13 protein-coding genes are annotated in these 13,245 nt (G+C 67.2%); all 13 read right to left on the reverse strand.

Annotation, left to right across the window (positions count from 1 at the left end):
- Positions 1–8 precede the first annotated feature (8 nt).
- A complete protein-coding gene (locus ROJ8625_RS03305; protein WP_085790780.1) occupies positions 9–1,007 on the reverse strand; it encodes a nuclear transport factor 2 family protein in 999 nt (332 codons plus the stop codon).
- A 6-nt stretch (positions 1,008–1,013) separates the two neighbouring features.
- Positions 1,014–2,057 (reverse strand): LacI family DNA-binding transcriptional regulator, encoded by a 1,044-nt coding sequence (locus ROJ8625_RS03310; protein ID WP_085790401.1) that lies wholly within the window; start codon positions 2,055–2,057, stop codon positions 1,014–1,016.
- A complete protein-coding gene (locus ROJ8625_RS03315) occupies positions 2,054–2,812 on the reverse strand; it encodes an SDR family NAD(P)-dependent oxidoreductase (RefSeq protein ID WP_085790402.1) in 759 nt (252 codons plus the stop codon). Before ROJ8625_RS03315 ends, ROJ8625_RS03310 begins: the two co-directional genes overlap by 4 nt.
- Positions 2,809–3,861, reverse strand: a complete 1,053-nt coding sequence (locus ROJ8625_RS03320; protein ID WP_085790403.1) for an ester cyclase — start codon at positions 3,859–3,861, stop codon at positions 2,809–2,811. The genes ROJ8625_RS03315 and ROJ8625_RS03320 overlap by 4 nt, the downstream gene beginning before the upstream one ends.
- Entirely contained in the window at positions 3,858–5,186 is a 1,329-nt protein-coding gene (gene hisD / locus ROJ8625_RS03325) for a histidinol dehydrogenase (RefSeq protein ID WP_085790404.1), read from the reverse strand. Before hisD ends, ROJ8625_RS03320 begins: the two co-directional genes overlap by 4 nt.
- Positions 5,183–5,737 (reverse strand): ester cyclase, encoded by a 555-nt coding sequence (locus ROJ8625_RS03330; RefSeq protein WP_085790405.1) that lies wholly within the window; start codon positions 5,735–5,737, stop codon positions 5,183–5,185. The genes hisD and ROJ8625_RS03330 overlap by 4 nt, the downstream gene beginning before the upstream one ends.
- Position 5,738: 1 nt before the next feature.
- The gene (locus ROJ8625_RS03335) at positions 5,739–7,034 is read right to left on the reverse strand and encodes a TRAP transporter large permease (protein ID WP_085790406.1); all 1,296 of its coding nucleotides are present in this window, start codon (positions 7,032–7,034) and stop codon (positions 5,739–5,741) included.
- A gap of 3 nt (positions 7,035–7,037) precedes the next feature.
- Complete coding sequence (locus ROJ8625_RS03340) at positions 7,038–7,532, reverse strand: TRAP transporter small permease (protein WP_085790407.1); 495 nt, start codon at positions 7,530–7,532, stop codon at positions 7,038–7,040.
- A 19-nt stretch (positions 7,533–7,551) separates the two neighbouring features.
- A complete protein-coding gene (locus ROJ8625_RS03345) occupies positions 7,552–8,535 on the reverse strand; it encodes a TRAP transporter substrate-binding protein (RefSeq protein WP_085790408.1) in 984 nt (327 codons plus the stop codon).
- A gap of 65 nt (positions 8,536–8,600) precedes the next feature.
- Entirely contained in the window at positions 8,601–9,755 is a 1,155-nt protein-coding gene (locus ROJ8625_RS03350) for a carbohydrate ABC transporter permease (protein WP_200813267.1), read from the reverse strand.
- The gene (locus ROJ8625_RS03355; RefSeq protein ID WP_085790409.1) at positions 9,755–10,777 is read right to left on the reverse strand and encodes a carbohydrate ABC transporter permease; all 1,023 of its coding nucleotides are present in this window, start codon (positions 10,775–10,777) and stop codon (positions 9,755–9,757) included. Before ROJ8625_RS03355 ends, ROJ8625_RS03350 begins: the two co-directional genes overlap by 1 nt.
- A gap of 70 nt (positions 10,778–10,847) precedes the next feature.
- Complete coding sequence (locus ROJ8625_RS03360) at positions 10,848–12,074, reverse strand: ABC transporter substrate-binding protein (RefSeq protein ID WP_085790410.1); 1,227 nt, start codon at positions 12,072–12,074, stop codon at positions 10,848–10,850.
- 60 nt (positions 12,075–12,134) lie between these two features.
- Complete coding sequence (locus tag ROJ8625_RS03365) at positions 12,135–13,193, reverse strand: ABC transporter ATP-binding protein (RefSeq protein ID WP_085790411.1); 1,059 nt, start codon at positions 13,191–13,193, stop codon at positions 12,135–12,137.
- Positions 13,194–13,245: the final 52 nt, after the last annotated feature.

Here is a 13,245-nt window from a genome sequence, read left to right on the forward strand (position 1 = left end):
CGATCTCCTCATCGGGGCGATCCTTCGGCATCCCCGGCCTCTCCGGTTGCCAGCAGGATCTGCTTCCAGATCGCGGTTTCGTCGTAGAGCGTGAATTCGCGGCGCAGGCCCCACGGCCCGAACTCGGCATGGGAAATGCCCATCACGTGCACTTCTGCCCCGGTCGGTCGCCCGAAGGCGCCCCAGCCGTCGTGCCGGCCGGTCAGCGACCAGCGCACCGCCGCGCGCGGCGGCATCATCGGATCGTCGCGCCCGATGCGATGGTGGATCTCGAACCGGGCAGAGGGAAACGCCGCTCGGAGCGAAATCCAGAAGCGATCGACCGCGCCCGTGCCGTGGTCCTCTTCACCGCCGGGATAGTGCGACTGCACCGCGCGATCGTATTCCGCCGGGATCGCGGCGAGGTCTGCGTTCATGATCCGCGTCAGCAGATCGCCGTAGCGCGCGCCCCACTCGTTGTCGTTTCCGGACCCCTTGTAAGGGCCTGCGACATCGGTTTGCGGGGTGCACGGGCGCACGGCAGCGTCCGGACCACCCTCGCGCGCGATGAGGTCTCGGGCATAGGCGCGCGGCTCCAGCCCGAGCTGTCGCACGATCGCCCCCTGGTCGCGGATCAGCCATTCGTCGTCGATGGCGTTTGCGCGCGCGTGGCAATCGGCCAGGATGCGGTAGCGCAGCCGCGTGCCGGATGCAGCGCCGTAGACACCGCTGCCGGTATGGGTCGCATGCGACATGATCCGGTGCGAGGACAGCATCCCGGTCTCCGGATCGCCGGACCAGATCACGTCCTCGGCCAGAAGAGTCCGGTCGGGAAACTCCGACAACGTTGCCAGGGTCGCGGCGATGACCCCCTCGTTGCCCGTGACGACCGACGCCGGCGAACGCACCACGATGTCGGGTGCGTAGTAGTCGTGCAGCGTGGCGACGCCGCGGTCCTCCCAGATCTCCTTGGTGATCCCGATGATGTAGTCGGGAAAGTCGCGGAACCTGGGGTCGAATCCGTGCATGCTCATTCAGATCCATCCTTCGGGCAGGCGCGCCGAGCGGCGCAGCACCAGCGGCGCGTCGATCACCTCGCGGCCGGCGGCGTCCCACGGCGCGTCGATCTGCGCCAGCAGGACCGAGACCGCGGCCTCGACCATCCGGTTCGCGCGCTGGCGCACGGTCGTCAGGGCATAGGCCGGCCATGCGGCAGGCGGCACGTCGTCGAAACCGACGACCGACACGTCTTCGGGCACGTTCAGGCCCAGCTCGAACCGCAACACGTCCATGACGGCAAAGGCCATGTGATCGTTGCAGACGAAAACGGCGTCCGGCCGCGGCGCGGCGTCGGTGAACATGCGCCGTGCCGCGCCCCGGGCGGTATCGGCGTGGAAATCGCCGACCTCGCGCGCGTGAAGCGACACGCCGGCGGCCGCCAGCCCCTCGAGAAAGCCGGCCTCACGGTCGCGCTGGGTCGATGCGCCTTCCCACCCGGCGATGTAGGCGACCCGCTCGTGCCCGGCCTCCACGAACAGCCGGGCGACCTCGCGTCCGCCGCCGAAGTTGTCCGAAGCCACGGTCGCCACGCCGTCCACGTCCTGGATGCGGTTGAACAGCACCACAGGCACGCCAAGGCTGCGGCACCGTTCGGCAAGGTCCGAAGACAGCGCGACCGATGCCACGATGATGCCGGCGACCTGGTAGTCGAGGATCTCCTCGACGACCGCGTCGATGTTGGTCGCGGTCTGCGAGGTCATGAAGACGAGCACGTGATAGCCCTCGGCCTGCAGCGCGTGAGAGAACTTCTCGAGCGCCTCGGGGTAAAAGTAGTTCTCGAGGTAGGCCACCACGAGCCCGATCATCCGGCTGCGCCCGGTGATGAGCGAGCGTGCCAGGGCGTTGGGGCGGTAGCCCAGACGCTCGGCCGCCGCACGCACCTTGTCGGCCGTCTTTTGCGACACCGACGCGCCCGGCGTGAACACCCGGCTGACCGCGGAACGGCTCACGCCCGCGGCGCGGGCCACGTCCTGTGCCGTGACCTTGTCGGTCCGGCCCGGATCCGGCGTCGCGCTCATCCCGCGGTCCACCCGCCGTCGACCATGTGCGCGCTGCCGGTGACCAGCGCGGACGCGTCCGAGGCGAGGTAGACCACCGCGCCCATCACGTCCTCGACCGCGCCGACCCGACCGAGCTTGATCTTCGCCTCGAGCCACGCGCGCTTGTCCGGGTCGGCGAAGGTGCTTTCGGTCAGGGGCGTGCGGATGAAGGTCGGGCAGAGCGAATTGATGCGGATGCCGAGTGCTCCCCACTCGATCGCCATGGCCTTCACCATGCCCTCGACCGCGTGTTTCGACGCGCAGTAGACCGCCCGGTCCACGCCGCCGACATGGCCCATCTGCGACGAGACATGAATGATCGAGCCACTACGCCCTGCCGCGCGGAGCGCGCGCGCCGCGCGCTGCGACAGGAAGTACGCGGCCCGCAGGTTCACGGACATGACAGCGTCGAAGTCGTCGGGATCGGTATCGAGCGCCGGTCCATGCCGCGCGAGGCCCGCGGCATTGACCACGACGTCGTAGGGCGCCGCGAAGAGCGCCGCGAGATCGGCGAGGTCGGTGATATCGGCCGGTTCCGCCTCGGCCCGCCAGCCTTCGGCGCGCATCGCCTCGACGCATTCGGTCAGCGCGCCGGCGCGGCGCGCGACACAGGTGACCTGAGCGCCGGCCTCGGCCAGCGCGCAGGCCGCGGCAAGACCGATCCCGGAGGAGGCGCCGGTGACGAGCGCGCGGCGGCCGTCGAGCCGGAAGGACGGCGTGCGCGGAAGGGTCATGCCACCGCCCTCCCCGTTTCGGGGTCAAAGCCCGCGCGTGCCTTGTTGAACTCGCGCATCCGCGCCAGCACGTCGACGCCGAGTTGGTCGAACGCGTCGAGCAGATCGACCATCACCCAATTCTCGCGGATCCGCCCCGCCTCGACGCGCCAGAAGTCGAGCGACCGCATGGCGATGCGCTTGTCGGACGGCGCGATCCCGAGCCATCCACCGTGGCTGACCGTCTGGATCATGTTGGGCCAGCCCGTGACGGCCGCGTAGGCGCCGTCGCCGAAAAAATGGTAGTCGATCTCGTCCACGTAGGCGCCACGGTCCGGCATCGCGGACAGGAACGGGATCTGGTGCCAGTCGCGAAAGCCCTTGACGCCGCGCCCGGTGCCGATGCCCGACGGTCCGTACCAGCTCATCCGCTCATGCCAGAAGCGCGGCATCTCCATGACCTCGGGGCCGCCCTGCCCGGGGTGGCGTTTCATGTGTTCGAGCATCTCGATGATCAGGTCGCGGGTGGCGTCGGATCGCGCGGCGTCGCGCGGCCCTGCGACCAGGCCGTCCTGCGTCGCCGGGCCGGGCACGTGCCATTCTCGGCCGAGCGACGGCGCCAAGGGCCACGCACCGGCCTGCATCATCACCTCGGGGATATCCCAGAGCGCCTGCATTTCGACGATCCGCCCGCCCTCGAAGCGGTAGAACTCATGAAAGCGCATGTGCATCTGGTGGCGCGTGGGTGGAATGTTCAGGAATGGCCGCGCGAAAAGCCCCGTGTAGTAGCCACCGCAGCCCAGCCAGCACGCGCCCTCGGGCGTGTCGCCGGCGATCACGATGTGATCGCGCCGCTCGAGGTCGGGCACGGCGTGAAAGAGCGGCGCCAGAGCTTCGTCGAAGAGGGCGCCCGGGCCCGTCATGGTGCCGAAGGGGAAGGCCACGCGCATCGTCGCATCGGGCGCGACCACCGCATCGAGCGCGCGGCGCACCGAAGCCGGCTCGAAGTCGTACATCGCCGCGCGCACCGGCGCGAAGGCCGTCTTCATGTCGTCGAAGCGGTCGGTCATTCCGCGGCGGCTTTCGGCGCGGCGCCCGTGCCGTAGGGCACGTTGTCACCGCCGTAGCGGCGGACACGCAGGTTGCACTGCTCGGCATGGCCGACGAACCCCTCCAGCATGCACAGCCGCGAGCCGACGCGCCCGATCTCGGCCGCGGCCTCGTCGGTCGTGACCTTCTGGTAGCTGTGCGTCTTGAGGAACTTGCCGACCCAGAGACCGCCGGTATAGCGGCCCGCCTTTTTCGTCGGCAACGTGTGGTTCGTGCCGATCACCTTGTCGCCGTTGGCCACGTTGGTGCGCGGCCCGAGGAACAGCGCCCCGTAACAGGTCATGTTCTGCAGGAACCAATCGTCGCGATCGGTCATCACCTGCACGTGCTCGGATGCGATGTCGTCGGCGACCTCCAGCATCTCGTCGTAGCTGTCGCACAGCACGACTTCGCCGTAATCCTGCCAGCTGGTCCGGGCGGTGTCCGCGGTCGGGAGGATGGTCAGGATGCGCTCGACCTCGGCCAGCGTGTCCTCGGCCAGACGGCGCGAGTTCGTCACCAGGACCGCGGGCGAGTTGTAGCCATGCTCGGCCTGACCGAGCAGGTCGGTCGCACACATCTCGGCATCGACGGTGTCGTCCGCGATCACCATCGTCTCGGTCGGGCCGGCGAACAGGTCGATCCCCACGCGACCGAAAAGCTGGCGCTTCGCTTCGGCGACGAAGGCGTTGCCGGGACCCACGAGCATGTGGACCGGATCGATCGTTTCGGTGCCGAGCGCCATCGCGCCGACCGCCTGAATCCCGCCCAGGACGTAGATTTCGTGCGCGCCGCCCAGGTGCATCGCGGCGATCACGCCGGGGTTGGGCTCGCCCTGCCACGGAGGCGTGGCCGCGGCGATGCGCGGGACGCCCGCAACCGAGGCCGTGGCGACCGACATATGCGCCGAGGCTACCATCGGGAACTTGCCGCCGGGCACGTAGCAGCCGACCGACTGGACGGGAATATTGCGATGGCCGAGAATGACACCCGGCATCGGCTCCACCTCGATGTCGGTCATCGACGCGCGCTGCGCCTCGGCGAACGCCTTTACCTGGTCCTGCGCGAACCGGATATCGGCCAACTCCTGCGCCGACAACTTGCCGATGAGGTGCTCGATCTCCTGTTCGGTCAGGCGGAACCGCTCGGGCGAATAATTGTCGAACTTCTCGGACAGCTCGCGCACGGCCGCGTCGCCGCGCGCCTCGATGTCCTTCAGGGTCGATTCGACGATGGCGCGGGTCTTGGCGTCGTCCTCGCCGCGCTCGGCCTCGGACTTGCCACGCTTGAGGTATTCGACACTCATGTCGTTTCTCCTGTCGTCTGGGATGTGTCTGGACGGGGTGGCGTGCGGTCGCCGCGATCGAAGGCCTCCCAGCCCTCGCCGCCGAAGACGTCGTGGCCGAGTTGCGCGAGGACATGCGGGAAATCGACCATCACCCAGTTGTCGGCGATGCGGCCGTCGGCGATGCGCCAGAAGTCCATGTAGCGGATCTCGACCCGCCGGCCGGTGGCGGCGATGCCCATGAAGGGGCCGCTGTGGGTGGCCTCCTGCCGGCCGAACGCGGCGGCCCATTCCCCCATGAAGAGCCGCGCCTCGTCGACACAGACCTTTTCGGAGAACGCGGCCTGAAAGGGGCGCTGCCAGTTGTCCTGGAACTCGCGAAGGCCGTGCTTGGTGCCGCAGCCGAAATTGCCCATCCAGCGGAAATTCTCGTGGAAGAACTCGGCCATGTCGTCGATGCGATGATCGTTGAGCCCGTCGACCATCCCTTCGATGACGCGGCGGGTCTCGTCGGTCTTCGACAGGTCGGTGTCGCGGGTCAGCGATGCCTGCTCGGGGCGGGCGCCGGGCATGTCAGCCTCCGTAATCCAGAAAGACCCTCGGCAGCCCCAACGACAGGGCCGGCACGAAGGCGATGATGAGAAGCGCGACCACCATCGCCACGACCCACGGCAGGATCCGGCGCGCGATGTGATCGAACGGAATACGGCCGACCTGTGCGGCCATGAAGAGGTTGGCGCCGAGGGGCGGTGTCACGAACCCGATGGCCAGCGCGACGATCATCACGATGCCGAAATGCACCGGATCGACACCGAGTTCGATCATCACCGGCAAGAGGACGGGCGTCAGGATGACGATGGCCGCCAGCGTCTCGAGGAAGGTGCCGACAATCAGCAGAAGCACGATGGCGGCGAGCAGGACGATCGTCTGAGACTGGGTGAGCGCGAGCACGAGATCCGACAGCTTCAGCGGGATCTGCTCGAGCGCGATGATCCGTCCGAAGGCGACGGACGCGCCGATGATGACCAGCACCGCCGACACCAGAAGCGCGGATTCGAGCATCATTCCCGGCAGGTCTCGCAGAGGAAGCTCACGGTAGACGAGGCAGCTGACGATCAGCGCGTAGACCACCGCGACGGCCGAGCTCTCGGTCGGGGTCACGATGCCGGCGTAGATCCCGCCGAGAACCACGAGCGGCATGATCAGCGCCAGCTTGGCATCGTTGAGCGCGCTCAGCGTCTCGCGAAGTGAAGCGGCCGCGATCGGGGTTTCAGGTGCCTGCGCGCCGCGCCGGCGCAGGATGTTGTAGGCGATGAGCGTCAGGGCGATCACCACGCCAGGCACGATACCGGCCATGAAAAGCGCGGTCACCGAAACGCCGGCCGACACCGCGTAGACGATCATCACGACCGATGGCGGGATCATCACGCCCAGGCCGCCTGCGCTCGCGACCATCGCGCCGGCGTAGGCCCGCTCGTAGCCGCGCTCTACCAGAGCGGGGATCATGGCGAGCCCGATTGCCGCGACGGTGGCCGATCCGGTGCCCGATATCGCCGCGAAAAACAGGCAGGCCATGATGGTGACAGTGCCCAGATCGCCCGGAGCGCGGCCGAACACGCAATCCGCCACCCGCACGAGCCGGCGGGAGATGCCGCCCCGGCTCATCACGTTTCCGGCAAGGGTGAACAGCACGACCGCGATCAGCGTGAAGCTGTCGATCCCCGAGATCAGCCCCAGCGCGTAGAGGTCGAAATTTAGGAACGGGATGTAGGCGATCGCGATGAGCGAGGCGGACCCAAGCGCGATGCCGATCGGAACCCCGATGGCAAGGAGCAGGAAGAAGCTGCCGAAGAGGATCGCCGTCGTCATCGCTCAGACATCCATCTGCGGAGTCAGCTGCGTCTCGCCGCGAAACGCGATGCGCCAGATCGAATGGATCAGCCGCGCGGCCGAGAGCGCGCCGGAAAAGATGATCGCGGCGTAGAGGACAGAGGTCGGCCATTCCGTCGCCGACAGGATCTTGCCGCGCTCGGTCGCCTGCTGGGTGATGACGACGCCCAGCCAGCAGACGACCAGCGAATAGACGAGGAATACGGTCTCGGCCGCGAGCATCATCCAGCGGCGCAGCCCGGGCGGCGCGAGGTCCAGAAGCACGGTCACCCGCATGTGCCGGCGGTCGCGGATGGCGTAGGCAACGCCGAAGTAGATCATGTACACGAAGGCGAGGCGCGCGACCTCGCCCGCGAAGGCGATGGAGGTGGCAAAGGCGAAGCGCGCCACGACGTCGGCGAAGACCAGCACGATCACCACCGACAGCGCAGTCACGATGACCACGGGTTCGAAGTATTTCTCGATCCGGGACAGCATTTCGCCCTCGCCTCCGGGCTCAGTTTTCCAGTGCCGACATGAAGTCGTCGTAGAACTGGTCGCCGACCCGCTCGCGGATGTCGGCCTCGATGGCGCCGTTCATGGTCTCTCCCATCTGGGTGCGGTCCTCGGCCGGCAGTTCGTTGACCTCGAGCCCCTCCTCGCGCAGCCGATCGAGGGTTTCTTCGTTGGCCGCGACGGTCAGCTCGCGCTGGCGCTCGACCGTTTCTGCCGCGACCTCCTCGATCAGCGACTGCTGTTCGGACTCGAGGCCCTGCCACCATTCGAGATCGGCCATCCACAGCTCCGGCCAGTAGATGTGCCCGGTCAGCGACACGTAGTCCTGCACCTCGAAGAACCGCTCCACCACCATCGAGGACAAGGCGCTTTCCTGGCCGTCGATCAGGCCCTGCTGAAGCGAGGAGTAGATCTCGCCCCAGGCGAGCGGCACGGGCACGGCCCCGATCGACCGCCACGCCGTGATCTGGATCGGGTTGTCGGCCGAGCGCATCCGCAGGCCCTCAAACGCCTCTATGCTGTCGAGCGGGCCGCGCGAGTTGGTGAACGACCGGAAGCCCAGTTCCATGAAGCCCATGAGCTTGATGCCCTGTTCCTCCATCGCGGTGCCGAGGCTGTCGCCGGCCTCGCCGTCGAGGACCGAGCGCGCCTGCGCCTCGTCCTCGAACAGCAGGAACTGGTCGAGAACAGCCAGCTCAGGCACGCGCGAGGACAGCAGGACCGACGCTCCGGTGGTCATCGTCAGGTTGCCGGACTGGACGAGGTCGGTCATCTCCTGCACCGATCCGATCTGCCCGCCGGGGAAGAGCTCGACCTGGATGTCGCCCTCGGACCGGCTTTCCAGTTCCTCCTCGAAATAGGCCAGCGCCTGATGCAGGGGCGAGCTTTCGGGGGTCGCGTGGCCGATGCGGATGGTCTCCTGCGCCGCGGCCGGAAGCGCCGCGACAAGGCCGAAGCCGGCGGCCAGGATGCGTGTGCGTTTCATTGTAGTCGGTCCTCCCTGGGAACGCGCCCTCCTCCCGGGCGCAAGATGATCGTGCGAGCCGGATGTCATCCCTTCACCGCTCCCGCCGTCAGACCGCTGACGATCTGCCGCTGGAACACCATCACCAGCACGAAGAGCGGCGCGGTGATCGAGACCGCCGCAGCGATGGCCTCCACCTGGTCGGTGGTCGTGGTCTCGCGGTTGAAATAGCTGGCGATGGCGGGGACCATCGTCTGGTTCTGCGCGTCGAGAAGCAGCGATGTCACCAGAAAGTCGTTGTAGGCCAAAAGGAAGCTGAAGAGCCCCGTCGTGATGACCCCGGGCCACATCACCGGCATGATGACCTGCCGGAACGCTTGGAAATGTGTGCAGCCGTCGACCCGCGCCGCTTCGTCGAGCTCGGTCGGGATGTTCTGGAAGAACGAGCGCAGCATCCAGATCGTGAAGGGCTGGTTGATCGCGACGAGAACGGCGATCACCGCGTAGGGCTGGCCATAGAGCGTCGGCGCCGCGTCCCCGAAGATCGGCGCCAGCCAGTCCGACGAATTGATGAACACCGGCAGGTAGCCCGCGACAAGGACAGAATGCGGCAGCGCGCGAAAGATCAGCGCGGCGATCAGGAGCCAGAAGGCAAGGTTCGACGGCGACCGCGCCAGCGCGTAGCCCGCCAGGGTCCCGACGAAGAGCGAGATCGTCACGACGCCGGCCGTGACCACGAGCGAATTGACGAAGTTGCGCCAGAACGCGTTCTCGACCCACACGGCATAGTAGTGCTCGAACGTGGCGCCGATCACCGGCTGGCCGAGCGGCCCGGCGATGGCGTCGAGCGCGCCGAGCACCGGCGGCAGGATCCCGAAGACCACGAGGCCGAACACCGCGAGATAACCGAGCCCCGCGACCAGCCAGCCGATTGCAATCCAGCCGGCCGGCGTAAGGCGCCGGACATGCCGCGGCAGGCCGGAGAACGCCCAGCGCGCCAGCGCGATCACCACCGCGCCGCCGATCAGCAGTTCGAGCACCGACAGCCCCTGCCCGTTTCCGCGGGTCGTCGGCCCGAACAGGACGTCTCCGAAGTTGCCGGCGAAGGCGTCGACCGGCGACTTGATCGACATCACGGCGATCCACGCGATCGGAAAAATCGCCAGAAGGCACCAGAAGCCGAGGAACGCGCCCGAGGCGAGACGCAAGGACAACGGCTGACGCATGGTCCGGGCGGTCATCAGCGCTCTCCCTTGTGTTCGCGCCACGCGCGGCGCACCGGCGCGATCAGCAGGATCACGATCCCGACCATCGTCAGCATCGCCGAGGCCGAGGCGCGCGAGATCGCGCGGTTGCCGGCGTCGTCCGGCTGAAGGAAGTCGTAGGTGAGCCACTGCAGCGAGATGACATGGCTCTGCGAGGAAAAGCCGACGATCTCCTCGAACACGCGGTAGGCGTCCATCAAGTGAATGAGCGCGACAAAGGTGATCAGCGGCCCGAGATGCGGGATCACCACGAAGCGCAGGCGCTGCCACCGGTTCGCGCCGTCGACGATGGCCGATTCCAACGTGTCCTGGTTCACCGTCTGCAGGCCGGCGTAGAAGATCACGAAGGCGAACGGTGCGACGTGCCAGACCCGGTAGAAATACATCATCAGCTCGATGGTCCAGCCCTGCGCGAACATCGCGATGTCGCGATTCAGCACCTCCTCGAGCGCCGCGGTCAGGATGCCGTCGCCGATGAAGAGCCACCGGATCGACAGCGCGCCGATCACCGGGGTGATGATGAACGGCAGCAGCGACATGAAGATCACCGGCCCGCGGATCGACCTCACCGCGTTGTTCACCGCGAGCGCGATCGCGAGGCCGAGCACGATCACGATCGGCAGCGTGATCAGCGTGAACATCACCGTGAAGCGCAGCGCGGCCCAGAAGTCGACGTTGAGGATGCTCGCCCAGTTGCCCGACGACAGGTACTCGCCCACGCGGTCGAACTGCAACAGGTTACGATAGCTTTCGAGCCCGACAAAGAGCGTGCGCGTCTCGATCCGGCCGTCTTCGTCGCGGACCGGCTGGCTCTTGGTTTCGGTCACGCAATTGGCGGTCGGAAAGCCCGGCGTGCAGGATTCGACCTCGACCGTCTCGTAGACCGGCTGGGTCACGTAGAAGCTCTGGCCGAAGACCGACACGAGCGGCGCGGCGATGAAGATCAGCATCATCAGCAGCGAGGGCGCCACGAAGGCGGCGAAGACACGGGGCTTCATCGGCTCTCCTCCTCGCTGCTGGGTCCCGCAAAGGGTCCGGGGCACGCAGGCGCGCCCCGGACCGGGTCACTCAGCCGTCGACCAGCCCGGCCTCGCGGGCCGCGGTCAGGTAGTCTGCCTCGATATCGGCGAGCGTTTCCTCGGCGGCCTTGTCGCCGGTCAGGAAAGCGGCGATGCCGTTGCCGAGCGCGGTGTGCATGAGCCCCATCGCGGTGGTCGACGGATAGGCCCGGGCGGCCGGCTGCGACTGCAACGTCGCGATCGCCCCCTCGGCGAGCCGCGTCGGCTCGTAGCCCTCGATCAGCCAGATCGCGGCGCTGTTGTTGGCCTGGACCATCTCGCTGTCGAGGCCCTCCATCGCCACGCGGAAGGCCGCTTCGGCGGTCTCGTCGTCGATGTTCGCGGCGACGACGACACCGTCCCACCAGATCGTGGTGGCCGGCGGGCCATCGGCGGTCGCCTTGGGCGCGGCGGCGGTCTCGACCAGCCCGACCACCTCGGACTCGGCCTCGTTGTCCATCGCGCCGGCGCGGCTGGCCCAGAGATTGGCCATCGCGATCCGGCCCTGCTGGAACTGCTGCTGCACGTAGGTCGAGTCGGAGACCAGATATTCGGGATCCATGTACTCGGTCATGGCGCGCATCATCTCGAGCGCGTTGATCCCCGCCTCGGTGTTCAGCGTCGGTATGTTCTCGGAATCGACGAACTCTCCGCCGAAGCCGTAGAACATGTTCACGTAGTCCTGCGCGAGGTTCCACCCGGTCTGCATCGTGGCGCCGAGCGGGTACTCGACCACGCCGGCCTCCTGGATCGTCGCGGCGGCCTCGAGGACCTCGTCCCAGGTTTCCGGCACCTCGAGATCAAGATCCTCGAAGATGTCGGCGCGATACATCAGGTGCTGAGTGTTAACCATCATGCCGATGGCCATCACCTGCCCGTCGATGCGGATCAGCTGGTTGTCGTTGAGGGACTGGCCGTACTCCGCCACGAGGTCGTCGAGTGGGCGGATCGTCCCCTCGTTGATGAGCGGCGTGATAGTGCCATTGGCGACGCCGCCCAACGCGTAGAGCGAGGGATCCGCCGCGAAGGCGGCGGGCTGCTTGGTGCGGAACTCCTGATCGAGCTCGGCCTCGAAGCTGCCGCACTCGGCCATTGCGTCCGAAACCGCCTTCCATGCCTCGAACCCGGCCGAAAGCATGGACACGGGCGTGTCGTTTTCAAAGCTGCACTCGGCCATCGCGGGTCCGGCCAGCAGGGTCGCCGCACCGACGGCGGCAAAGATCGTGCGTTTGGTCATTGTGTCGCTCCCGATTGGATCGTTCGTGCCGGGAGCTTCGCGCCCCGGTCCTCGTTATGTCTATCGCGCATCCAGTCGCGCCTCGGTGGCCGGATCGAAGAGGTGGCATGCTCCGGGCGGAACGACGAAGGACACGGCGTCGCCGATCGACGCTCTCAGGTCCTTCGACGCCTTGACCGACATGAGCGCGCCGCCGGCGCGGACCGTCAGCATGGTCGCGTCGCCGAGAAGCTCGATCGTGTAGAGAGGCGCCTCGATCTGAGCGGGCTCGCCCGGTTCGGCCAGCCGCGCGTCCTCGGCCCGGAAGCCGAGGGTGAGCGCGCCGTCCCGCACCTCCAGTCCCTCCACCCTCACGCTGTCGGCCTCGAAGGTGCCGCCGGAGACATGCCCTTCGACGAGGTTCATGCCAGGAGATCCGATGAAGCCCGCGACGAACACGTTGGCGGGGCGGTTGTAGATCTCCGTCGGGGTCCCGACCTGCTGGACCACGCCGCGCTTCATCACCACGACGCGGTCGGCGAGGGTCATCGCCTCGATCTGGTCGTGGGTGACATAGATCGTGGTCACCTTGAGCTCGTGCGACAGGTTCTTGATCTGCGCGCGCGTCGAGACGCGCAGCTTTGCGTCGAGATTGGACAGCGGCTCGTCCATGAGAAAGACGTTGGGCTCGCGCACGATGGCGCGCGCCAGCGCGACGCGCTGCCGCTGGCCGCCCGAAAGCTCCGCCGGCTTGCGATGCAGGAAGTCCTCGAGCTCCACCATGCGCGCAGCTCGCATCACCCGTTCGTCATGCGTGCTTTCGTCGATCTTCCGCACGCGCAGCGGGAAGCGGATGTTCTCGTAGACGTTCAGGTGCGGATAGAGGCCGTAGGACTGGAACACCATCGCCACGTCGCGATCCTTGGGATCCAGATCGTTGACGCGCTGGCCACCGATCATGATGTCGCCTTCGGTCGCGTCCTCAAGACCGGCGATCATGCGCATCGTCGTGGTCTTGCCGCACCCCGACGGGCCGAGCAGCACCAGAAACTCCTCGTCGGCGATCGTCAGGTCGAAGCTGTCGACACCGACGAAACTGCCCCAGCGCTTGGACAGATTGCGCAGCTGAATCTCGGCCATCGGCCTCTCCCAGTTGATGCGGGACGTCGATGTTCGGGCGATCACTCGCGGT

Source organism: Roseivivax jejudonensis (assembly GCF_900172265.1).
Classification (GTDB): domain Bacteria; phylum Pseudomonadota; class Alphaproteobacteria; order Rhodobacterales; family Rhodobacteraceae; genus Roseivivax; species Roseivivax jejudonensis.

Excerpts from the sequence above, each read along its gene's own strand:
- ROJ8625_RS03350 (WP_200813267.1), bottom strand. The coding sequence starts at position 9,755 with ATGACCGCCCGGACCATGCGTCAGCCGTTGTCCTTGCGTCTCGCCTCG.
- ROJ8625_RS03335 (WP_085790406.1), bottom strand. The coding sequence starts at position 7,034 with ATGACGACGGCGATCCTCTTCGGCAGCTTCTTCCTGCTCCTTGCCATC.
- ROJ8625_RS03340 (WP_085790407.1), bottom strand. The coding sequence starts at position 7,532 with ATGCTGTCCCGGATCGAGAAATACTTCGAACCCGTGGTCATCGTGACT.
- ROJ8625_RS03310 (WP_085790401.1), bottom strand. The coding sequence starts at position 2,057 with ATGAGCGCGACGCCGGATCCGGGCCGGACCGACAAGGTCACGGCACAG.
- ROJ8625_RS03315 (WP_085790402.1), bottom strand. The coding sequence starts at position 2,812 with ATGACCCTTCCGCGCACGCCGTCCTTCCGGCTCGACGGCCGCCGCGCG.
- ROJ8625_RS03345 (WP_085790408.1), bottom strand. The coding sequence starts at position 8,535 with ATGAAACGCACACGCATCCTGGCCGCCGGCTTCGGCCTTGTCGCGGCG.
- ROJ8625_RS03360 (WP_085790410.1), bottom strand. The coding sequence starts at position 12,074 with ATGACCAAACGCACGATCTTTGCCGCCGTCGGTGCGGCGACCCTGCTG.
- ROJ8625_RS03305 (WP_085790780.1), bottom strand. The coding sequence starts at position 1,007 with ATGCACGGATTCGACCCCAGGTTCCGCGACTTTCCCGACTACATCATC.
- ROJ8625_RS03320 (WP_085790403.1), bottom strand. The coding sequence starts at position 3,861 with ATGACCGACCGCTTCGACGACATGAAGACGGCCTTCGCGCCGGTGCGC.
- ROJ8625_RS03330 (WP_085790405.1), bottom strand. The coding sequence starts at position 5,737 with ATGCCCGGCGCCCGCCCCGAGCAGGCATCGCTGACCCGCGACACCGAC.
- hisD (WP_085790404.1), bottom strand. The coding sequence starts at position 5,186 with ATGAGTGTCGAATACCTCAAGCGTGGCAAGTCCGAGGCCGAGCGCGGC.
- ROJ8625_RS03365 (WP_085790411.1), bottom strand. The coding sequence starts at position 13,193 with ATGGCCGAGATTCAGCTGCGCAATCTGTCCAAGCGCTGGGGCAGTTTC.
- ROJ8625_RS03355 (WP_085790409.1), bottom strand. The coding sequence starts at position 10,777 with ATGAAGCCCCGTGTCTTCGCCGCCTTCGTGGCGCCCTCGCTGCTGATG.